Source organism: Kluyvera sp. CRP, from assembly GCF_019930565.1.
Taxonomy (GTDB): Bacteria; Pseudomonadota; Gammaproteobacteria; order Enterobacterales; family Enterobacteriaceae; genus Kluyvera; species Kluyvera georgiana_A.
This window is the reverse complement of sequence record NZ_CP082841.1, coordinates 1,354,227-1,375,796: the sequence shown is the minus strand read 5'-3', so window position 1 is coordinate 1,375,796 and position 21,570 is coordinate 1,354,227. Positions and strand designations below refer to the sequence as shown.

The following is a 21,570-nucleotide window of genomic DNA, read 5'->3' as shown; positions in this document are numbered from 1 at the left end:
ATGGCGGGGATTTTTTTATTTATAACGCCGTAAAAATCCAGCCGCTCTCTTGCCACGTCAGGCTGTGTGTCAGCCGCAACCCCTGTAAAAACGCCTCATCGTGCGACGCCACAATCATCGCGCCGGGAAACCCCGCTAACGCCGCCTCAATCGCCTGCACCGATGCCAGATCGAGATGGTTGGTGGGCTCATCCAACAGCAAAAGCTGCGTCGATGCCCGACGCCACAACACACAAGCCAGCGCCGCCTTTAAGCGTTCGCCGCCGCTCAGCGCCGCCAGCGGCAGATTAACCTTATCAGCGCCCAGTTGAAGCTGTGCCAGCCGGGTCCGCAACGCGCCCTCCTCCAATGGCGTTTCTCCCGCCCGCAGATGCGCCATGACGGAGAGTGAAAGATCCAGTTGGGTAAGATGTTGATCCAGCCAGGCCGTATTCACCGATAGCTGACAACACCCGCTCAGCGGTGGCGCCAGTCCCATTAGCGTTTTCAGCAACGTCGTTTTTCCACAACCGTTGGGGCCGCGAAGCGCCACACGCATCGGGCCGTCCAGCCGCCAGTTGAGAGGCGGCGTCGACGAATGAGCCAATTGCAACGACTCCAGCACCAACACCTGCTTGCCCGCCGCCACCTGGCTTCCGGGTAGGGTAAACATGACCGGAGCGTCGTCTTCCACACGCTCTCGCGCCTGTGTCACCGCATCATTAAGCGCCACATGTTGCTGCCGATGCTGATTGAGCAACGTGCCAGGCCTCTCGCGTGCCGCGCCTTTGTACTTTACGCGTTCAAAAGAAGCGATATTCAGGCTATCTACGGTACGCAGGGTTTTCGCCGAACGCCGCTGGCAATCATCATGCTCCTTTTGCAAACGCGCCAGAACGCGACGGCGTTCGGTTCGGGCATGATCCAGCGCCGCACTCGCCGCCGCCTGTTCAGTATCACGCTGCTGCTGATAATCCGCATAGTTGCCGCCGTAGCTGCGTAGAGCCGAAGCCGTCAGTTCAAGGATACGCGGCATTCGTGCCAGAAGTTCGCGATCGTGGCTGGCGATAAGCGCACCGCCTCGCCACTCATCAAGCTGGCGGTAAAACCACTCGCGCCCGGAGCGATCGAGGTGGTTGGTCGGTTCATCGAGGAGTAAATAGTCCGCACCCGAGGTAAACGCCGCGCAGAGCAGCGCTTTCACCCGTTCGCCGCCGCTTAGCGAAATCGCAGGACGCATCGGGTCAAAGCCGCCCAGCCCCGCCGCCTGAAACGCGGTGTTCAGGCGTTCGGGCAGATCCCAATAGCCATCGAGTAGCTCAACATCTTCGGCCTGCCCGTTGCCGCTCGCCATACGTTGCAACGCGGCAAAGTGCATGTCATAGCCGAGCAGCATAGACAGCGTCGTCTCAGCGGTTATGGCATGTTGCTGCGCCACATATGCCCATGAAGAGAGTGACTCAATATGTCCCTCAGAAGGGAGATCTTTACCCGCTAGCAGGCGCAGTAAACGGGTTTTACCCACGCCGTTACGCCCGACCAAGCCGCACCGCGACCGCTCCAGCGACAGATTCAGCGGGCCAAAAAGAGTATCGCCCGTCGCAAACTGACAGGTGACTTGATGCAAAATAAAAGAAGGGGATTGCGCACAATGGGCCATAAGCACTCCTGAGTGAAATCAATAACTCCCCTGCCCGTGGCGTGTGCCCGGCAAGGATTCGAATTCAGCAGGTGTGTTTGTCCATTTTCAGTGTGCCTCAGTGAGACGAGGGATTCGTCGCGGCAAAGGATAAACGTATTGCCCGGTGGATTTCAAGACTATTTTTTATTCAGCATGCGATACGTAAAGAAAAAGCCTCCCGCATGCAGGAGGCTTTTATATTATTTAGCTCAATCTAATCGGGTGCATTGAGAATGCATCACACCGTCAGAATGGCGGGGATAATCCCCGCCATAAGCCCTTACTGTTTAATATCACAGGCTAAAGATGCCGCTAATTCAGTATGGCCTTGCTTAATATGCAATTCACATAATGAATCACGAACCATCCAGGTAAATAATAGAATAGTGAGACATATCACTATTAAACTATACAACATAGATTTTTGCGGCATCCCTCGCCCCCTGTATTGATTTTCAACAAGTAAGAGGCTACCCTTATGGTGTTCAGGCATAGAGGCGGCCTCATTCTGATTTAGAGTCAGGTGGGGCTTTTCTCTGTTTGCCTTTCGATGAATACCTGAGACAAACAGTCTCAAGCACCCACCGGCATTCTACCTTAAAATAAGCACAGACTTATTTTGATGTATTCCTAAAATTTTTCTCACTTATCAATGCAACAATATTTAATATAGCCCAGACAATTATTAATGGTTCACATAATAAAAAAATAGATATAAAAAAACCTGCCATCTGGCAGGTTTTTATTTAACGCTTTCGTGTTACTGGAGCAGCGAAATATCCGCTACACGCAGGAACAGTTCGCGCAGTTTTTCGAGCATAGAGAGACGGTTAATACGCAGGTCTTTATCCTCGACGTTTACCATCACTTTCTCAAAGAAGGCATCAACCGGCTCACGCAGTTCCGCCAGCTCTACCAGCGCTTCCTGGTAACGCCCTGCGGCGAAGACCGGCTCCAGCTTATCGCGCAGCACCACAACCTGCATCGCCAGCGCAATCTCTTCCGGCTCTTTCAACGTCGCAGCGTTCACGCGCTCGTTCAGCGTCTCGTCGGACTTCGCCAGGATGTTGGATACACGTTTGTTGGCTGCTGCCAGCGCTGATGCAGCCTCTAAAGTGCGGAAGTGAGACACCGCCTTCATACGCGCATCAAAGTCTGCCGGACGAGTCGGACGACGCGCCAGCACGGCCTGAATGGTGTCGACGGTGTAGCCCTGATCCTGATACCAGGCGCGGAAGCGGCCGAGCATGAAGTCGATAACATCATCAACAACTTTGCCGTTGGTCAGCTTGTCGCCATACAGACGCACCGCTTCTTCGGTGAGGGTCTGCAGATCCAGATTGAGGTTCTTCTCAACGATGATACGCAGCACGCCCAGCGCGGCACGACGCAGCGCAAACGGGTCTTTGTCGCCTTTCGGATGCTGGCCGATACCGAAGATACCCGCGAGGGTGTCCATCTTATCGGCGATCGCCAGCGCGCAGGCTACCGGGTTAGACGGCAGGTCATCACCGGCAAATCGCGGCTGATACTGCTCGTTAAGCGCCACAGCTACATCTTCCGCTTCACCATCGTGACGCGCGTAGTGCATCCCCATCACGCCCTGAGTGTCGGTGAACTCGAAGACCATGTTGGTCATCAGGTCACACTTAGACAGCAGGCCCGCACGAGTGGCGTGGTTCACGTCAGCGCCAATCTGGCCGGCAATCCAGCCTGCCAGCGCCTGAATGCGGTCAGTCTTGTCGCGCAGAGTGCCCAGCTGTTGCTGGAACAGCACGGTTTGCAGACGCGGCAGGTTATCTTCCAGACGCTTTTTACGGTCGGTATTGAAGAAGAACTCGGCATCCGCCAGACGCGGACGAACGACCTTCTCGTTACCGGAGATAATCTGGGTCGGATCTTTCGATTCGATGTTCGCGACGAAGATGAAGTTTGGCAGCAGCTTGCCCGCGTTGTCGTAAACCGGGAAATACTTCTGGTCGCCCTTCATGGTGTACACCAGCGCTTCCGCCGGTACCGCGAGGAATTTCTCTTCAAACTTCGCCGTCAGCACCACCGGCCATTCCACCAGCGAGGTGACTTCTTCCAGCAGGCTTTCACTCAGGTCAGCAACACCGCCAATCTTACGAGCCGCTTCTTCCGCGTCCGCTTTGATTTTGGCTTTACGCGCCTCGTAATCAGCCATCACCTTACCGCGTTCCAGCAGAATTTGCGGATACTGGTCAGCATTGTCGATAGTGAACTCAGGCTCGCCCATAAAGCGGTGGCCGCGAATAACGCGATCGGACTGAATGCCCAGGATAGTCGCCGGAATCACTTTATCGCCCAGCAGCAGGGTCACGGTGTGCACCGGACGCACGAAGTGTACGTCATTTGCGCCCCAGCGCATCAGCTTAGGAATGGGCAGCTTAGCCAGTGAGTTGGCAATCATGTTCGGCAGCAGCGCTTCGGTGCTTTCACCTTTAACGTGTGCGCGATACAGCAGCCATTCGCCTTTGTCAGTGGTCAGACGCTCGGCCTGATCGACGGTGATACCGCAGCCGCGCGCCCAACCTTCAGCCGCTTTGCTCGGTTTACCTTCGGCGTCGAACGCCTGGGCAATTGCCGGACCGCGTTTTTCGACTTCGCGATCCGCTTGCGCAGCCGCCAGATTTGCCACTTTCAGCGCCAGACGGCGCGGCGCAGCAAACCATTCAACTTTACCGTGCGCGAGGCCAGCGTTATCCAGCTCTGCGGTCACGTTTGCCGCAAAAGATTCCGCCAGGTTGCGCAGTGCTTTCGGTGGCAGCTCTTCAGTGCCGATTTCCACCAGAAAAGTATTCTCAGACATGGCCGCCTCTTATTTATTCTTGTTGCACATCGGGAAGCCAAGGGCTTCACGGGAAGCGTAGTAAGCTTCTGCCACTGCTTTGGTCAGGGTGCGAATGCGCAGGATATAGCGCTGACGCTCGGTGACGGAGATGGCTTTACGCGCATCCAGCAGGTTAAAGCTATGGGCAGCCTTCAGAATACGCTCGTAGGCAGGGAGCGGCAGCGGGTTTTCCAGCGCCAGCAGCTGCTGGGCTTCTTTCTCATACTGCTCAAAGCAGGAGAACAGGAAGTCGACGTCGGCGTATTCGAAGTTATAGGTGGATTGCTCCACTTCGTTCTGATGGAACACGTCGCCATAGGTAGTTTTACCCAGCGGGCCATCGCTCCAGACCAGATCGTAAACGCTGTCTACGCCCTGAATGTACATGGCCAGGCGTTCCAGACCGTAGGTGATTTCACCGGTCACCGGCTTACACTCCAGGCCGCCGACCTGCTGGAAGTAGGTGAACTGCGTCACTTCCATGCCGTTCAGCCACACTTCCCAACCCAGACCCCAGGCACCCAGCGTCGGGTTTTCCCAGTTGTCTTCCACGAAGCGAATGTCGTGGATGGTCGGATCCATACCCAGCTCTTTCAGCGATCCGAGGTACAGCTCCTGAATATTTTCCGGAGACGGCTTAATCACCACCTGGAACTGGTAGTAGTGCTGTAAGCGGTTCGGGTTTTCGCCATAGCGGCCATCGGTTGGACGACGGGACGGCTGCACGTAGGCAGTTGCCATCGGTTCTGGCCCCAACGCACGCAGGCAGGTCATGGGGTGAGAGGTGCCCGCGCCAACTTCCATGTCCAGTGGTTGAACAATGGTGCAGCCCTGACGAGCCCAGTAATCCTGTAAGGTCAGGATCAGGCCCTGGAAGGTCCTGGTATCAAACTTTTGCATATGATTTCGTGCTGGATACGTGTGGATTTAAAGGAAGGAGTCAGTATACCCGCTGGCTGCGAGATATACAGTATGAAACGGGGTTGTTTAGGGAAAATTGGGAAAAACAGGCCGGATTTTGCTGCTACCAGGCCTGTTTTAACGCATTGAGAGGTGTAAAAAGCCGCCGTCCGAGTCGAATGAACAGACAAAACTCTCATTACGTGCCGTATAGCCACGCAGCTCATAGCTGCCCTGGAAACGTTCAAATCCAGTCACGTCTATCTTTTGCGCCGCCGTATTATAACGTGCCGCCGCGTTGTCTTTGCAGAGCTGCTCCATGCTCAGCGAGCGCGCTGGATTGATTTTCGCGCTTTGCGTTTTTTGCGCCACCGGCGGTTCAGCCGACGAGCATCCCGCCAGCAGAATTAGCACCAACAAAGCAGAGAGAGACTTCATCATCATTATTTATCTTACCGGGCTGTTATTTTAGGCTGTACCCTTTCACACTTCCGCATTGTGCGAATCTCACCAAAACTCCACAAGCACAGAGTGCAAAACTCAGAATTATCCAGTGAAATAGCGGCTGCGGCAGTGTGGTCTGAATATATTTATAGCGGAGATTAGGGCATCTGATGCAAGAAAAAATTAGCTGGATTGATAACTTACGCGGTATTGCCTGCCTGATGGTGGTAATGATCCATACCACGACCTGGTTTGTGACTCACCCACACGACATCAGCCCGCTCAGCTGGAATCTGGCTAACGTTCTGAACTCTGCCTCGCGCGTTAGCGTACCGCTGTTTTTTATGATCTCCGGCTACCTGTTTTTTGGCCCGCGCAGCGCACAGCCGCGACATTTCCTGCGCATTGCGCTCTGCCTGGTGTTCTACAGCGCGCTCGCGCTACTCTTCATTGCCGCCTTTACCCATATCAACCTTGAGACATCGCTGAAGAACCTGCTGCAAAAGCCGGTTTTCTACCATCTGTGGTTTTTCTTCGCCATCATGGTGATTTATCTGGTTTCACCGCTGATTGAGGTCAAAGCCGTCAGCGGCAAAATGCTGTTAGCGCTGATGGTAGTCATCGGTATTGTCGCGAACCCAAACACGCCGCCACTCAAAACCGACGGCGCAACCTGGCTGCCGGTGAACCTGTACATCAACGGCGATACCTTTTACTACGTGCTTTATGGCCTGCTTGGCCGAGCGCTTGGCATGATGGAGACCAGCCGCAAGGGGCTGACGTGGATCTGCGGCCTGCTGTTTGCCGCCGGAGTCGGCATTATTTCACGCGGCACGCTGCATGAGTTGCAATGGCGCGGTAACTTTGGCGACACCTGGTACGTCTACTGCGGTCCCATGGTGTTTCTCTGTGCGACATCACTATTCATTGTGATTAAAAACACGCTCAATCAACGTGTTCTGCCGGGATTAGGCTTCATTTCTCGCCATTCTCTGGGCATCTATGGGTTTCACGCCTTTATCATTTACCTTCTGCGCAGCTGGAATATCGATCTCAAAAACTGGCCCGCGCTGGATATTCTATGGGTGTTTGCGATCACCCTGACGGGCAGCCTCTTACTCTCCATCGCGCTCCAGCGCGTGGATAAGCGTAAGCTGGTCAGCTAGCGCATGCCCGCGACGGCCACAGCGCCGCGCCGTACATACAGGCAAACCATGCCGCCACGACGAGGCATTCATAGGTCAACGCCAGCGGCATATTCCAGACGCCAACCAGCAGTAGACCAGATGCCAGCAGCAACACCAAACGACACAAGCCGGCAAACCGGGCATCCGCCGCCTGGCGATGGGCCGCAATAGCAAAAACGCCCATAACCAGCATCGCCAGAAAATAGGCTTTATCTTCTAACTGCGGACAGCCCAGCCAGATGCATAACAGATATAGCAGTATCCCCATGCTTAGGGCCAGACGCGGCAATGTGATGATGTTTTCCATAACGTAGCTCCTTTATCCATAGCACCACCATTATCACTGCTGATTTATTTTTAACATCAGAGCAACACAGCAAAAGCGCTAGTTTCGGAATATATAAAGAGGCGCGGCCAGTGGAAATCGAAGGGAAACACCCGCGCCGAAATGGCGCGGGAGGGGAGCACGATCAGGACATTAATGGCAGCAGATGCTGATAAATCTGGCGGAACGTCTCGCGCTGCGGCGCATAATGCGCAACGCGTTCAGTGTCCGGGTGATGTTCCTGCTCCAGCGCCAGCTGCGGCAGAAGGTCAGCATAAGGACGATCTTTATGGATGGCCAGCTGTGCCAGACGCGCTGCACCCAGCGCCGGACCGACGTCGCCACCGGTGCGATAATCCAGTTGCTTGCCGCAAATATCCGCCAGCATTTGCCGCCACCAGGCGCTACGCGCGCCACCGCCGATGAGCGTAATCCTTTTCGGCTCCACGCCGCAGGCGTGTACCACATCCATGCCGTCAGCCAGCGCAAAGCCTACGCCCTCCAGCACCGCACGAGCCAGCTCGGCCGGACCATGTTGATGGGTTAGCCCGAAGAACACGCCCTTTGCCTGCGGGTTATTGTGCGGCGTACGCTCGCCGGAGAGATAGGGCAGGAACCACACCGGCCCTGCGTTAACATCGGCCTTTTCCGCCGCCGCAATCAGCGCGGGAACTGTCCCCAGACCGGTTAACTTCGCCGCCCAGTCCAGACAAGATGCGGCACTAAGCATCACCGACATCAGGTGCCAGCGACCTGGCAGCGCATGGCAGAAACTGTGCACCGCGCTTTCCGGTTTACTCAGGAAACCTTCACTAACCGCGAAGTAAACGCCTGAAGTCCCTAATGAAAGCATCGCCTGGCCCGCATCCGCCATACCGACGCCCACGGCCCCAGCCGCATTATCGCCACCGCCAGCCACTACCGGCACAGCAGGCATATTCCACGCACTGGCGACTGACGCCAGCAAGTGCCCGGTCACGTCGCAGCCTTCAAACAGTGCGGGCATGTTATCGCGGGTTAATTGGCAAGCAGCGAGCATCTCATCGCTCCAGTCTCGCTTCGCCACGTCCATCCACATCGTACCCGCCGCATCCGACATATCGCTGGCGAAATCGCCGGTCATACGCAGACGCAGATAATCTTTCGGCAGCAGCACTTTATCTACCTGGCGGAAAATCTCCGCTTCGTGACGCTGAACCCACAGCAGCTTCGGCGCGGTGAAGCCAGGCATCATCAGGTTGCCGGTAATTTTACGTGAGGCTTTTACCTGCTCTTCCAGCAGTTGGCACTCCTGCGCGCAGCGGCCATCGTTCCACAAAATCGCCGGGCGCAATACGCGCTGTTGCTTATCCAGCAGCGTCGCGCCGTGCATCTGCCCGGCAATCCCGAGGGCTTTCACCCCTTGCAGGCTATGCTGCTGACCAAGCCCTTTCATTGCGCGATCCGTCGCCTGCCACCAGTGCTCCGGATCCTGCTCAGACCACAGTGGATGAGGACGGGAAACCGTCAGTTTTTCCGTTTGCGAGGCCAACACGGCACCCTGCTCATCAAGCAGAATTGCCTTAACGCCAGACGTGCCTAGATCTATGCCGATATACATCGCAACTGCTCCTTTAGGTGGTACGATGCCCGGAAGCTTGCGCCCCGGGCATGGTGTACGGCATTAACCGGAATTACTTGTCGAACAGGTAGTGATTGACCAGCCCTTCCAGCAGCTCCTGATGCCCACTCTGGTGCTGCGGCGCCAGCTGATTCTGCTCAGCATATTTCGCCAGATCCTGCAGCGACATTTGCCCTTTGAGAATCTGCTGACCCAGCTCGCCGTTCCAGCCGGCATAGCGTTTCGCGACGCGTTTATCCAGCTCGCCGCCTTCAATCATGCGTGCCGCGACTTTCAGCGACAGCGCCATGGTATCCATCGCGCCAATATGGCCATAGAACAGGTCATATTTGTCGGTGCTCTGACGACGGACTTTGGCGTCGAAGTTCAGACCGCCGGTGGTGAATCCACCCGCTTTCAGAATTTCATACATCACCAGCGCGTTTTCTTCCACGCTGTTCGGGAACTGGTCGGTATCCCAGCCCAGCTGCGGGTCGCCGCGGTTGGCATCGACAGAGCCAAACAGGCCCAGCGCGATAGCGGTGGCGATTTCGTGATGGAACGAGTGGCCCGCCAGCGTGGCGTGGTTCGCTTCGATGTTCAGCTTGATCTCTTTCTCCAGACCGAACTGTTTCAGGAAGCCATACACGGTTGACGCATCGTAATCGTACTGGTGCTTGGTCGGTTCCTGCGGTTTTGGCTCAATCAACAGCGTACCCTGGAAGCCGATTTTGTGTTTGTGCTCAACAACCATCTGCATAAAGCGACCAATCTGCTCGCGCTCCTGACGCAGGTCGGTATTCAGCAGGGTTTCATAGCCTTCACGGCCGCCCCACAGCACGTAGTTTTCGCCGCCCAGTTTATGCGTTGCGTTCATCGCGGTGAACACCTGCGTCGCCGCCCAGCTAAACACTTCCGGATCCGGGTTCGTCGCCGCGCCTGCGCCGTAGCGCGGGTTGGTAAAGCAGTTCGCGGTGCCCCACAGCAGCTTCACGCCGCTCTGCTGCTGTTTCTCCGCCAGCACATCGACCATCTGCGCAAAGTTGTTCAGATATTCTTTCAGGCTCGCGCCTTCCGGGGAGACGTCCACGTCATGGAAGCAGTAGTAAGGCACGTTCAGCTTGTGGAAGAATTCAAAAGCGACATCTGCCTTGCGTTTTGCAAGCTCGATGGCTTCGCCAGGTTGCTGCCATGGACGATTAAAGGAGCCGACACCAAACATGTCCGCGCCGTTCCAGCAGAAGGTATGCCAGTAGCAGGCGGCGAAGCGCAGGTGATCTTCCATACGTTTGCCCAGCACCAGTTCGTCCGGGTTGTAGTGGCGGAACGCCAGCGGGTTTTCGGTTTTTGGGCCTTCGAAACGAACGCGATCCAGTTGGTCGAAATATGCTTGCATAATGAACTCCATAATCTGACAGGCGGCGAGGAATAATTCGTCTGGTCATAGTGAATTCTGAATGGCGGTCGCTCAATTACGTTATTTCACACTGCTATTAAGAGAATCCACAAATGTGCGCTAGCTCGCAAAATAAAATGGAATCAACCTCATTTCATGTACGCAATTTTTTCAGTCTCTATTTTGAAAATCAGATCGCGGTCATAAATCAGCAATTAAACGAAATATCGTAATAGGAAGATAAAAATCTGTAATTGCCAGCCGCCGCCTCCATGTTAAAAAATTGCTGCGAGTTAAGTCATCTCTGTTTCTTTTATCGCCAATCTCATCACCTTATCCCTACAAAAGGCATTACGATTATGAAGATAAAGAACCTTTGCCTCACTCTCTGCGCCTCATTGCTGCTCACCAGCATGGCGAGCAGCGCCAAAGAAGTTAAGATCGGTATGGCCATTGATGACCTGCGCCTCGAACGCTGGCAAAAAGACCGCGATATTTTTGTTAACAAAGCCGAGCAGCTTGGCGCACAGGTTTTTGTGCAGTCAGCCAACGGCAATGAAGAAACGCAAATGTCGCAGATCGAAAATATGATCAACCGTGGCGTAGACGTCCTTGTTATTATTCCTTATAACGGCCAGGTACTTAGCAACGTCATTAAAGAAGCGAAACAGGAAGGCATTAAAGTATTAGCTTATGATCGTATGATAAATAATGCTGATATCGATTTTTATATTTCCTTCGATAACGAAAAAGTCGGCGAAATGCAGGCACAGAGCCTGGTCAACCAGGTGCCCCAGGGGAATTATTTCCTGATGGGCGGCTCGCCGGTTGATAATAATGCCAAGCTGTTCCGCGCCGGTCAGATGAAAGTATTAAAACCATATATTGATGATGGCAAAATTAAAGTCGTCGGCGATCAATGGGTTGACGGTTGGCTGCCGGAAAACGCCCTCAAGATTATGGAAAATGCCCTCACCGCCAATAACAACAAAATTGACGCGGTTGTCGCGTCTAACGATGCGACGGCAGGCGGCGCAATTCAGGCGTTAAGCGCGCAAGGCCTGGCGGGTAAGGTGGCCATTTCCGGCCAGGATGCGGACCTGGCGGGGGTGAAACGTATCCTCAATGGCACCCAGACCATGACCGTGTATAAACCCATTACCCTGCTGGCGAACAGTGCCGCTGAGATTGCCGTCGAGTTAGGTAATGGTCAGCAGCCCAAATCGGATGCCACGCTCAATAACGGGCTGAAAGATGTTCCGTCGCGCCTGTTAACCCCTATCGAAGTCAATAAAACCAACATTGACGATACCGTTGTGAAAGACGGTTTCCATAAAAAGAGTGAACTCTGAATAGTATGCCCCGGCCATCAGGCCGGGGCAGCGTAGCCACCGGATATATCCGGTAGCCAGGCTTACGTGGAGCACAAGTACTTATGTCGTATTTACTTGAAATGAAGAGCATTACCAAAACCTTCGGGGTGGTTAAGGCTATCGATAATGTCAGCCTGAGATTAAACCCAGGCGAAGTTGTTTCGCTGTGTGGCGAAAATGGCTCCGGCAAATCGACCTTAATGAAGGTACTTTGCGGTATTTATCCGCATGGTAGCTATGACGGGGAGATTATTTTCGCCGGCGAGACGCTACAGCCGACGCACATTCGCGACACCGAACGTAAAGGTATTGCCATTATTCACCAGGAACTGGCGCTGGTTAAACATCTGACCGTGCTGGAAAATATTTTTCTTGGTGCGGAAATCAGCCGCCATGGCGTGCTCGATTACGACACCATGACTCTGCGCTGCGAAAAGCTGCTGGCGCAGGTCAATCTCGCGATTTCGCCCGATACCCGCGTCGGTGATTTGGGCCTTGGACAGCAGCAGTTGGTCGAAATAGCCAAAGCGCTCAACAAACAGGTACGCCTGCTGATCCTCGATGAACCCACCGCTTCGCTGACCGAGCAGGAGACTGCCGTCCTGCTGGATATCATCCGCGATCTACAAAACCATGGCATCGCCTGTATCTATATTTCGCACAAGCTGAATGAAGTCAAAGCCATATCTGACACAATCTGCGTGATCCGCGACGGTCAGCATATCGGCACCCGCGACGCCAGCAACATGACGGAAGACGACATCATCACCATGATGGTTGGCCGCGAGCTGACGGCGCTCTACCCCAGCGAACCGCATACCGCGGGCGAGGAGATCCTGCGCGTCGAACACCTGACCGCATGGCATCCGGTTAACCGTCATATTAAACGGGTAAACGATATTTCCTTCAGCCTCAAACGCGGCGAGATCCTCGGCATTGCCGGGTTAGTCGGCGCAGGTCGCACCGAGGCGGTACAGTGTCTGTTTGGCGTCTGGCGGGGCCGCTGGGAGGGGCGTGTTTTTATCGACGGTAAGCAGGTTGATATCCGTAACTGCCAGCAGGCGATCGGCCACGGCATTGCGATGGTGCCGGAAGACCGCAAAAAAGACGGCATCGTGCCGGTCATGGCGGTAGGCAAGAATATCACGCTGGCCGCGCTCAACAACTTCAGCGGAGCATTGAGCAGCCTCGACGATGCCAAAGAACAGCAGTGTATCCTGCAATCAATACAACGGCTGAAGGTGAAAACCTCTTCGCCAGAGCTGGCCATTGGGCGCCTGAGCGGCGGCAACCAGCAGAAGGCGATACTGGCCCGCTGTCTGTTATTAAACCCACGCATCCTGATTCTTGATGAACCCACGCGCGGCATCGACATCGGCGCGAAATATGAAATCTACAAGCTTATCAATCAACTGGTGCAGCAAGGCATTGCCGTCATCGTTATCTCGTCGGAGCTACCGGAAGTGCTGGGGCTCAGCGACCGGGTGCTGGTCATGCACGAAGGGAAACTCAAAGCTAACCTGGTGAACCATAACCTGACTCAGGAAAATGTGATGGAAGCCGCCTTAAGGAGCGAACGCCATGTCGAAAAACAATCCGTCTGAAATGAAACTGGCCGCCCCAGCGACATCCCCGGCGCTGCGGCTAAAATCCCTGAACTTACAGGTTTTCGTCATGATCGCGGCCATTATTGTGATCATGCTGTTTTTCACCTGGACCACCGATGGCGCTTACCTGAGCGCGCGTAACGTCTCCAACCTGCTGCGCCAGACCGCCATTACCGGCATCCTGGCTGTGGGTATGGTATTTGTGATTATCTCGGCTGAAATAGACCTTTCCGTCGGCTCGATGATGGGTCTGTTGGGGGGAGCGGCGGCGATTTTCGACGTCTGGCTCGGCTGGCCGCTACCGCTCACCATTATCGTGACGCTGGCGATGGGGCTGGTACTTGGCGCATGGAACGGATGGTGGGTGGCCTATCGTAAGGTGCCCTCCTTTATCGTCACCCTCGCCGGGATGCTGGCGTTTCGTGGCATCTTGATTGGCATCACCAACGGCACCACCGTGTCGCCCACCAGCGCAGCGATGTCGCAAATTGGTCAGAGCTATCTACCAGACGGCATCGGTTTTACCTTTGGCGCCGTCGGGCTGATGGCGTTCATCGCCTGGCAATGGCGTGGCAGAGTGCGCCGCCAGTCGATGGGGCTGTCAACGCCTGCCTCCACCGGCGTGGTGGGTCGTCAGGCTCTGACGGCAGTGATCGTACTGGGGGCTATCTGGCTGTTGAATGATTATCGCGGCGTCCCGACACCGGTGCTGCTGCTGACGCTGCTGCTGCTCGGCGGCATGTTTATGGCTACCCGCACCGCCTTTGGTCGCCGTATCTACGCCATCGGCGGCAACATTGAAGCCGCACGCCTCTCCGGTATTAACGTTGAGCGTAACAAACTGGCAGTATTCGCCATTAATGGTCTGATGGTGGCCATTGCAGGTCTGATTCTGAGCTCACGTCTTGGCGCTGGCTCACCGTCGGCGGGGAACATCGCCGAGCTGGATGCCATCGCCGCCTGCGTGATCGGTGGAACCAGCCTGGCGGGCGGCGTGGGCAGCGTTGCCGGTGCAGTGATGGGGGCATTTATTATGGCGTCGCTCGACAACGGAATGAGCATGATGGACGTGCCCACTTTCTGGCAATATATCGTGAAAGGTGCGATTTTATTGCTTGCCGTATGGATGGACTCAGCGACCAAACGGCGTGCGTAATTGCCTGTCCGTGGTGTTGCCGAATCAGTAGCCGGCAACACCTCTCATGATTCGCGAGGAACCCTGAACCATGTTTGGAAAACGTCACCGCGTGACGCTGTTATTCAACGCCAACAAAGCCTTCGACCGTCAGGTGGTTGAAGGCGTCGGCGAATATTTGCAGGCGTCGCAGTCCGAGTGGGATATCTTCATTGAGGAAGATTTCCGCGCACGAATCGAAAACATCAAAGAGTGGCTGGGAGACGGCGTCATCGCCGACTATGACGACCCCACCATTGAAGCGCTGCTTACCGATGTGGACGTCCCCATCGTTGGCGTTGGCGGCTCCTATCACCGCCAGGAACAGTATCCACCCGTTCACTACATCGCGACCGACAACTACGCGCTGGTTGAAAGCGCTTTTTTGCATCTGAAAGAAAAAGGCGTCCACCGTTTCGCTTTCTACGGCCTGCCCACCGCCAGCGGCAAGCGCTGGGCCGAGGAGCGCGAATACGCGTTCAGCCAGATTGTCGCCAAAGAAAAATACCGCGGCGTTATCTATCAGGGCCAGGAAACCGCGCCGGAGAACTGGCAGCACGCACAAAATCGTTTGGCCGATTGGCTGCAAACCCTGCCGCCGCAAACCGGCATTATTGCCGTTACCGATGCCCGCGCCCGTCATGTTCTACAGGCTTGCGAGCATTTACATATTCCGGTGCCAGAAAAACTGTGCGTCATCGGTATTGATAACGAAGAATTAACCCGCTACCTCTCCCGCGTGGCGCTCTCGTCAGTCGCCCAAGGGGCAAGGCAGATGGGATACCAGGCTGCCAAACTCATGCAGCGACTGCTCGACAATGAAGTCCTGCCGCTACAGCGGGTGCTGGTGCCGCCAATGCGAGTGATGGAACGACGTTCAACCGACTACCGTTCACTGAACGATCCTGCCGTCATTCAGGCCATGCACTACATCCGTAATAACGCCTGCAAGGGGATTAAAGTTGAACAGGTGCTGGATGCCGTCGGCATCTCGCGATCGAATCTGGAGAAGCGCTTTAAAGAGGAAGTCGGTGAGACCATTCACGCCGTGATCCACAGCGAAAAGCTGGAAAAGGCGCGCAGCCTGCTGGTTTCTACATCATTGTCGATTAACGAAATTTCGCAGATGTGCGGCTATCCGTCGCTGCAGTATTTCTATTCGGTGTTCAAAAAAGAGTACGACACTACGCCTAAAGAGTATCGTGAGCAGCACAGCGAGGCGCTGATTCAAGCTTGAATCCTTCCCCATCAGAAGAGCTCACCGGTTCGCTCTGATGGGGTACCTGAATGGGTAACTCGTACGTCACCTCCCTCATTTTTACCGTCACAAAAGCCCATCTTATATCAGCGTTAATCACAGGTTGATACGCACCAGTACTGCCACTGCCAGTCTCTTCTTACGCTCTCATTTCATCTATTCGACCTCTCTGTCGGACACCTTTGATTTATCACGGTATAAATGAAATGAAGATCGCTGGATTCACCTGTTTTTTACTACTGACTGTGGCCGCCTGCGCGGCGGCGGCTGATCATTGCGGTGCCGGTTGCCCCGTCGGTGGCAGCGCGCAAACGCTGGAACGCGAGGCCTACACGCTGAATAATAATTGCCAGCGTAAATTCGCAAACTGGGTGGCGTATAAAATGACAAAGGCCAGCCAGGCCAGCAACCGCCCGCGTCACTGGCAGCGCGATCCGGCTTTAGCGGCAACGGAGACGCTGGCTCCTGCAGCATACAAAGGCGCAAGCCAAGCGTTGCAGGTGGATCGCGGACATCTGGCGCCGCTTGCCGGACTGGGGGGCCTGGCAGACTGGCGAACACTAAACTACCTTTCGAACATCACCCCCCAGGCATCCGGACTGAACCAGGGAGCATGGGCCAGGCTGGAGGATGGCGAGCGCGCGTTGGTCGAGCGCAAGGGCGTGGCGGCGGTCTATTCCGTCACCGGGCCGCTTTTCGAGCGCCATATTGCCACGCTGCCTGCGGCGCCTGACGTGGAAATTCCTAGCGGTTACTGGAAGATAATATTTATTGGCTCCAGACCCGATAAAGGCGAGTATGCCGCGTTTTTAATGGACCAGACGACGCCCAAAAACGCCCGTTTTTGCGATTACCAGGTCACGGTCGCCAACATTGAACGCCGAACCCATCCGCGGCTTTCCTTCTGGTCTGCCTTACCCGTGGATGTCGCCCAACGCGTAAAAACGCACAAAGGGACGCTGGCACGAGCCCTGGGTTGTTCTTAAGCCATAAAAAAAGCACCAACGAGAGAACTCGAGGTGCTTTTTCGACGACAATTACCGCTTACATATGTGCCGCAATCAGACGCTGGTTATCCTGATACATCGCGAACAGGTAATCGTTATAGCTCGAACCTTTGGTCGAATACCCTTTCAGCTTATGGATCATCGCGGTTGCGGTGACTTCCTGATCCGTTTTACGCAGTTGAGCGCGTGACTTCCGGAACGAGGCATAGGCTGGATGCGTATTCAGGTTGGTGGCATATGCCTGTACCGACTCTTTAACAGAGCCGAACTTGGTGTAGCCGTTAACGGAACCTGCGCCATTTTTACAGCCCCTGCCGCACTTCATGCCAAACAGGTTGTTATTGGCGCGGGCCAGCTTAGACGTACCCCAGCCGCTTTCGGCTGCGGCCATAGTAGCCACCATGCTGCCCGGGATAATATCGACACGCTCAAGCAGCGAATTCCACGGCACCTTACGGGTATTACCGTTCCAGCTGACTTTGTAGCGTGCGGCGATATCTTTCAGGCGCGCACGTTCAGACGGCGACCAACGGCCTTCGTACTGTTTGGAAATCAACCAGTTACGATCCGCCGTAATGGCAGCATTTTGACTTGTGATATAAGGCATTACCGTCCGGAGAAACGCTCTTTTCCTTGGGGTTCCGGAAGGGTATTTTCGCAAATCAGGAAGTGAACTACTCTTTACACTATTGCGAGAATACTCTTGTTTACTGCTGGCCTTATTAAAACTTGTCTTTGTTACCGAGGCTTTTTGATGCTTTGTTACCGTGTGTGTTTTTGCGAACACCCCACCTGAAAATGTGCAGACGAGTAACATTAGTATCGCGGCCCCATATCGTCGAATGGGAGTCGATATCATTAGGTCTCCTGGTCGGATGCAATCATTCCAACGCCTTCTTATTTCATAAAATTGAGAGCTTAATCTCAAATTATAGCAAAAATAGCCCGCCAACGCACGCTTAAGAAATAGTCCGATTCCTAAACGAGCAAACGGACGCGATTCAGCATAAGACAAATTGCGCAGACAAAATGCCGGGGATATCTCATTTTAGCTCATTTTTTGACCGTCATCACTCAGCCCTTTTTCTCCTCCTTCGCGAAGGATGAGTACAGCAGGGTAACCTGCTGGCACACTGGGGAAAACACGTTCTGGCACAGGATAAAACCATGAAGCTTGCCGCCCTTGTACCGCTACTGATTCCCGCTTTTGCCAGTGCCGCCAGCTGGACCGCGCAAGATTTTCCCACCTTTTCCGCCGATGGGACGGGGAAGTTTACCAGTCAAAAAACGCTCACAAAGGGTACCCGTCCTCTGAGGGTGAATCTTGATCAACAGTGCTGGCAGCCCTCTGGCGCCATTCGTCTTAACCAGATGCTGTCGCTCGAACCATGCCAGGGCGATGTGCCACAGTGGCGGCTGTTCCGCGACGGCAGCTATACGCTGGAGATTGATACCCGCTCCGGCACGCCCACGCTGACTATCTCCGTGCAAAGCGCGGCCGAAAGCCACAGTGCGCAAGTTAACGTTCGCCAGTGCCCACGCTGGGACGGTAAGCCGTTGACGCTGGATGTCAGTCAGACCTTTGCTGAAGGCAGTCGGGTGCGCGACTTTTATAGCGGGAAGACCGCCGTCGTCACGCAGGGCAAAATTACGCTACAGCCCGCAGAAAACAGCAATGGCCTGCTGCTGCTGGAAAGCGCCGACGTCATCGCCACGTCACCGTTCAGCTGGCATAACGCGACCGTTTACTTCGTGCTTACCGACCGCTTTGTCAACGGCGACCCCAGCAATGACAACAGCTATGGGCGCCATAAAGACGGCATGCAGGAGATCGGCACCTTCCACGGTGGCGATCTTAAGGGTCTGACCAGCAAGCTCGACTATCTGCAAAAGCTGGGCGTCAACGCGCTGTGGATTAGCTCACCGCTGGAACAAATTCACGGCTGGGTGGGCGGCGGCACCAAAGGGGATTTCCCGCACTACGCCTACCACGGCTACTACACTCAGGACTGGACACGGCTCGACGCCAATATGGGGACCGAAGATGACTTGCGCGCCCTGGTGGATGGCGCGCACCAGCGCGGCATCCGTATCCTCTTTGACGTGGTCATGAACCATACTGGCTATGCCACGCTGGCGGATATGCAGGAGTATCAGTTCGGGGCGCTATACCTGAAAGGCGATGAGATAACGAAAACGCTGGGCCAGCGCTGGACAGACTGGAAGCCCGGCGCGGGGCAAAGCTGGCACAGCTTTAACGACTACATCAACTTCAGCGACAAAGCCGCATGGGAGAAATGGTGGGGCAAGGCGTGGATCCGCACCGATATTGGCGACTACGACAACCCTGGTTTCGATGACTTGACCATGTCGCTGGCGTTTCTGCCCGATCTGAAAACGGAATCGACGACGCCGAGCGGGCTGCCAAATTTCTACCAACACAAAACGGATACCCACGCCCGTGCCGTCGACGGTTTTACACCGCGTGACTACCTCACCCACTGGCTCAGCCAATGGGTACGCGACTACGGCATTGACGGCTTCCGCGTCGATACCGCCAAGCACGTTGAGCTGGCGGCCTGGCAGCAGCTCAAATCGCAGTCGGTTGATGCACTGGCTGCCTGGAAAAAGGCTAATCCGCAAAAAGCGATGGACGATGCGCCATTCTGGATGACAGGTGAAGCCTGGGGCCATGGCGTGATGCAAAGTGATTACTACCGACACGGCTTTGACGCGATGATCAACTTTGATTATCAGGATCAGGCCGCAAAGGCCAGCGACTGCCTGGCCAACATCGACCCGATCTGGCAGCAAATGGCCGATAAGCTGCAAAGCTTTAACGTTCTGAGCTACCTTTCATCGCATGATACGCGCCTGTTCCGCGAGCAAGGCGACAACGCCGCCGAACTCCTGCTGCTCGCACCGGGCGCAGTGCAAATCTTTTACGGCGACGAGTCTAATCGCCCGTTTGGCCCAACGGGTTCTGACCCGCTGCAAGGCACGCGTTCAGCAATGAACTGGCAGGATGTCGCCGGAAAATCCGCCGCCACGCTGGCGCACTGGCAAAAACTGGGGCAGTTCCGCGCACGTCATCCGGCGATTGGTGAAGGAAAACAAGCCACGCTGTCGCTCTCTCAGGGCTACGGGTTTGTACGGGAACACGGCGAAGACAAAGTCATGGTGGTCTGGGCCGGTAAGCACTAATTTATACTCCTCCAGGCCCGCGGTTTAATTGCGGGCCCTGGCAGAATAAATAACTACTAATTACACTATTTTTCACTTTATCCACTAAAGCCCCTGCATTAGCGCCATTTGCACCACATCGTGAGTGGCGTTATCGTTACCCACTTCACAGAACAAGCAATAGAAATCCGGCTATGACATTTTCACTTTTCGGCGACAAATTCACCCGTCATTCAGGCATTACCCGCCTGATGGAAGACCTCAACGACGGTTTACGCACCCCTGGCGCCATCATGCTTGGCGGCGGTAATCCGGCTCAGATCCCAGAAATGAATGATTATTTTAATCATCTACTGGCGGAGATGCTGGAAAGCGGCAAAGTTTCAGAAGCGCTGTGCAATTACGACGGTCCGCAGGGGAAAAACGAACTGCTGGTCGCGTTAGCCGATATGCTGCGTAATGAATTAGGTTGGGATATTGGACCACAGAATATTGCACTAACAAATGGCAGCCAAAGCGCGTTTTTCTACTTGTTCAACCTGTTTGCTGGTCGTTGTGCCGACGGTACCACTCGTAAGGTCCTGTTCCCACTCACGCCGGAGTATATTGGCTATGCCGACTCGGGTTTAGAAGATGATCTTTTCGTCTCGACTCGCCCACACATTGAGCTGCTGCCAGAAGGTCAGTTTAAGTATCACGTCGATTTCGAAAATCTGCCCATTGGCAAAGATACCGGGATGATCTGCGTTTCACGCCCGACCAACCCGACGGGTAACGTCATCACCGATGATGAACTGAAACAGCTGGATGCGCTCGCACATCAGCACAGCGTGCCGCTGGTTATCGATAATGCTTACGGGGTACCTTTCCCGGGCATTATTTTCAGCGAAGCGACGCCGCTGTGGAACCCAAATATCGTGCTGTGTATGAGCCTGTCTAAACTTGGCCTGCCGGGTAGCCGCTGCGGCATCATCATCGCAGATGAAAAAATTATCACCGCCATCAGCAACATGAACGGCATTATCAGCCTCGCCCCCGGCGGGATTGGCCCAGCCATCATGTGCGAAATGATCAAACGCCACGATTTACTGCGTCTGTCGGATACGGTTATCAAGCCGTTTTACTATCAGCGCGTGCAGGAAACCATTACCACTATCCGCCGCTATTTGCCGGAAGAGCGTTGCCTGATCCACAAACCCGAAGGCGCGATTTTCCTGTGGCTATGGTTTAAAGACCTGCCGATTACCACCGAGACACTCTACCAGCGTCTGAAAAAACGCGGCGTATTGATGGTGCCTGGCGATTTCTTCTTCCCGGGTCTGGATAAACCCTGGGAACACACTCACCAGTGCATGCGAATGAACTACGTGCCGGCCCCAGATAAAATTGAAGCTGGTGTGAAAATTCTTGCGGAAGAAATTGAGTTAGCCTGGCGCGAACATCAATAATATACAATATATCGGCCTCAAATATCAGAGGCCGATATTTTCCGTGATCTCCGCTGTTATTTTAAAAACTCACACCAAAAAAGTCTCACGCACCTTTCCGCTCGGATTACTCCCAATTTATAGCGCCATTTCATTAGCGCTACACATTTAAAACCAT

17 protein-coding genes are annotated in these 21,570 nt (G+C 54.6%); 8 read left to right on the top strand and 9 right to left on the bottom strand.

Translation table 11 applies throughout. The features are described 5' to 3' along the window. Positions 1-19 precede the first annotated feature (19 nt). From K7B04_RS06410 to K7B04_RS06390, 5 genes are all read right to left on the bottom strand, one after another. Positions 20-1,639, bottom strand: a complete 1,620-nt coding sequence (locus K7B04_RS06410; protein ID WP_223803715.1) for an ABC-F family ATP-binding cassette domain-containing protein — start codon at positions 1,637-1,639, stop codon at positions 20-22. 301 nt (positions 1,640-1,940) lie between these two features. Further along, a complete protein-coding gene (gene hokA / locus K7B04_RS06405) occupies positions 1,941-2,093 on the bottom strand; it encodes a type I toxin-antitoxin system toxin HokA (protein WP_122983161.1) in 153 nt (50 codons plus the stop codon). A 327-nt stretch (positions 2,094-2,420) separates the two neighbouring features. Further along, entirely contained in the window at positions 2,421-4,490 is a 2,070-nt protein-coding gene (glyS, locus tag K7B04_RS06400; protein ID WP_223803714.1) for a glycine--tRNA ligase subunit beta, read from the bottom strand. Positions 4,491-4,499: 9 nt separating this feature from the next. Further along, on the bottom strand, positions 4,500-5,411 hold the full coding sequence (gene glyQ, locus K7B04_RS06395; protein ID WP_004106786.1) for a glycine--tRNA ligase subunit alpha: 912 nt from the start codon (positions 5,409-5,411) through the stop codon (positions 4,500-4,502). Between the two features lie 138 nt (positions 5,412-5,549). After that, positions 5,550-5,855 (bottom strand): YsaB family lipoprotein, encoded by a 306-nt coding sequence (locus tag K7B04_RS06390; RefSeq protein ID WP_223803713.1) that lies wholly within the window; start codon positions 5,853-5,855, stop codon positions 5,550-5,552. 170 nt (positions 5,856-6,025) lie between these two features. On the opposite strand from K7B04_RS06390, the gene K7B04_RS06385 reads away from it, so the two are divergent. Continuing rightward, on the top strand, positions 6,026-7,021 hold the full coding sequence (locus K7B04_RS06385) for an acyltransferase (protein WP_223803712.1): 996 nt from the start codon (positions 6,026-6,028) through the stop codon (positions 7,019-7,021). On the opposite strand, the gene K7B04_RS06380 is transcribed toward K7B04_RS06385, so the two are convergent. The 3 genes from K7B04_RS06380 to xylA form a co-directional block, all read right to left on the bottom strand. Continuing rightward, positions 7,014-7,349 (bottom strand): hypothetical protein, encoded by a 336-nt coding sequence (locus tag K7B04_RS06380; RefSeq protein WP_223803711.1) that lies wholly within the window; start codon positions 7,347-7,349, stop codon positions 7,014-7,016. The two genes, K7B04_RS06385 and K7B04_RS06380, sit on opposite strands and share 8 nt — an antisense overlap. 163 nt (positions 7,350-7,512) lie before the next feature. Further along, positions 7,513-8,967 (bottom strand): xylulokinase, encoded by a 1,455-nt coding sequence (xylB, locus tag K7B04_RS06375; RefSeq protein ID WP_163446894.1) that lies wholly within the window; start codon positions 8,965-8,967, stop codon positions 7,513-7,515. A 73-nt stretch (positions 8,968-9,040) separates the two neighbouring features. Then, positions 9,041-10,363, bottom strand: coding sequence for a xylose isomerase (xylA, locus tag K7B04_RS06370; protein WP_163446896.1), 1,323 nt, complete (start codon positions 10,361-10,363; stop codon positions 9,041-9,043). Between the two features lie 359 nt (positions 10,364-10,722). Between xylA and xylF the strand changes: the two genes are divergently transcribed. The 5 genes from xylF (at position 10,723) to K7B04_RS06345 (ending at position 16,761) form a co-directional block, all read left to right on the top strand. After that, on the top strand, positions 10,723-11,715 hold the full coding sequence (gene xylF / locus K7B04_RS06365) for a D-xylose ABC transporter substrate-binding protein (protein WP_065357200.1): 993 nt from the start codon (positions 10,723-10,725) through the stop codon (positions 11,713-11,715). Positions 11,716-11,798: 83 nt separating this feature from the next. Beyond that, the gene (locus tag K7B04_RS06360) at positions 11,799-13,340 is read left to right on the top strand and encodes a xylose ABC transporter ATP-binding protein (protein ID WP_167574836.1); all 1,542 of its coding nucleotides are present in this window, start codon (positions 11,799-11,801) and stop codon (positions 13,338-13,340) included. Then, positions 13,318-14,499: a xylose ABC transporter permease XylH gene (gene xylH / locus K7B04_RS06355; protein ID WP_163446900.1), complete on the top strand. Its 1,182-nt coding sequence runs from the start codon at positions 13,318-13,320 to the stop codon at positions 14,497-14,499. The genes K7B04_RS06360 and xylH overlap by 23 nt, the downstream gene beginning before the upstream one ends. Before the next feature lie 70 nt (positions 14,500-14,569). Beyond that, positions 14,570-15,754 carry a D-xylose utilization transcriptional activator XylR gene (gene xylR, locus K7B04_RS06350; RefSeq protein ID WP_064541101.1) on the top strand — a complete coding sequence of 395 codons (1,185 nt, stop codon included), beginning with the start codon at positions 14,570-14,572 and terminating at the stop codon, positions 15,752-15,754. A gap of 227 nt (positions 15,755-15,981) precedes the next feature. Then, positions 15,982-16,761 carry a DNA/RNA non-specific endonuclease gene (locus K7B04_RS06345; RefSeq protein WP_223803710.1) on the top strand — a complete coding sequence of 260 codons (780 nt, stop codon included), beginning with the start codon at positions 15,982-15,984 and terminating at the stop codon, positions 16,759-16,761. A 58-nt stretch (positions 16,762-16,819) separates the two neighbouring features. Here K7B04_RS06345 and K7B04_RS06340 read toward each other — a convergent pair whose 3' ends face one another. After that, positions 16,820-17,641 carry a protein bax gene (locus tag K7B04_RS06340; protein ID WP_223803709.1) on the bottom strand — a complete coding sequence of 274 codons (822 nt, stop codon included), beginning with the start codon at positions 17,639-17,641 and terminating at the stop codon, positions 16,820-16,822. A gap of 308 nt (positions 17,642-17,949) precedes the next feature. Here K7B04_RS06340 and K7B04_RS06335 point away from each other — a divergent pair, with 308 nt between their 5' ends. Both K7B04_RS06335 and avtA read left to right on the top strand, forming a co-directional pair. Beyond that, complete coding sequence (locus K7B04_RS06335; RefSeq protein WP_223803708.1) at positions 17,950-19,986, top strand: alpha-amylase; 2,037 nt, start codon at positions 17,950-17,952, stop codon at positions 19,984-19,986. A 173-nt stretch (positions 19,987-20,159) separates the two neighbouring features. Beyond that, complete coding sequence (avtA, locus tag K7B04_RS06330) at positions 20,160-21,413, top strand: valine--pyruvate transaminase (protein WP_223803707.1); 1,254 nt, start codon at positions 20,160-20,162, stop codon at positions 21,411-21,413. The last annotated feature ends 157 nt before the right edge of the window (positions 21,414-21,570 follow it).

Bases quoted from the DNA above. Each gene is read 5' to 3' on its own strand.
- K7B04_RS06345 (WP_223803710.1), top strand. From the start codon at position 15,982: ATGAAGATCGCTGGATTCACCTGTTTTTTACTACTGACTGTGGCCGCC.
- K7B04_RS06385 (WP_223803712.1), top strand. From the start codon at position 6,026: ATGCAAGAAAAAATTAGCTGGATTGATAACTTACGCGGTATTGCCTGC.
- glyQ (WP_004106786.1), bottom strand. From the start codon at position 5,411: ATGCAAAAGTTTGATACCAGGACCTTCCAGGGCCTGATCCTGACCTTA.
- K7B04_RS06335 (WP_223803708.1), top strand. From the start codon at position 17,950: ATGAAGCTTGCCGCCCTTGTACCGCTACTGATTCCCGCTTTTGCCAGT.
- hokA (WP_122983161.1), bottom strand. From the start codon at position 2,093: ATGCCGCAAAAATCTATGTTGTATAGTTTAATAGTGATATGTCTCACT.
- xylF (WP_065357200.1), top strand. From the start codon at position 10,723: ATGAAGATAAAGAACCTTTGCCTCACTCTCTGCGCCTCATTGCTGCTC.
- xylR (WP_064541101.1), top strand. From the start codon at position 14,570: ATGTTTGGAAAACGTCACCGCGTGACGCTGTTATTCAACGCCAACAAA.
- avtA (WP_223803707.1), top strand. From the start codon at position 20,160: ATGACATTTTCACTTTTCGGCGACAAATTCACCCGTCATTCAGGCATT.
- glyS (WP_223803714.1), bottom strand. From the start codon at position 4,490: ATGTCTGAGAATACTTTTCTGGTGGAAATCGGCACTGAAGAGCTGCCA.
- K7B04_RS06380 (WP_223803711.1), bottom strand. From the start codon at position 7,349: ATGGAAAACATCATCACATTGCCGCGTCTGGCCCTAAGCATGGGGATA.
- K7B04_RS06340 (WP_223803709.1), bottom strand. From the start codon at position 17,641: ATGATATCGACTCCCATTCGACGATATGGGGCCGCGATACTAATGTTA.
- K7B04_RS06360 (WP_167574836.1), top strand. From the start codon at position 11,799: ATGTCGTATTTACTTGAAATGAAGAGCATTACCAAAACCTTCGGGGTG.
- xylH (WP_163446900.1), top strand. From the start codon at position 13,318: ATGTCGAAAAACAATCCGTCTGAAATGAAACTGGCCGCCCCAGCGACA.
- xylB (WP_163446894.1), bottom strand. From the start codon at position 8,967: ATGTATATCGGCATAGATCTAGGCACGTCTGGCGTTAAGGCAATTCTG.
- K7B04_RS06410 (WP_223803715.1), bottom strand. From the start codon at position 1,639: ATGGCCCATTGTGCGCAATCCCCTTCTTTTATTTTGCATCAAGTCACC.
- K7B04_RS06390 (WP_223803713.1), bottom strand. From the start codon at position 5,855: ATGATGATGAAGTCTCTCTCTGCTTTGTTGGTGCTAATTCTGCTGGCG.
- xylA (WP_163446896.1), bottom strand. From the start codon at position 10,363: ATGCAAGCATATTTCGACCAACTGGATCGCGTTCGTTTCGAAGGCCCA.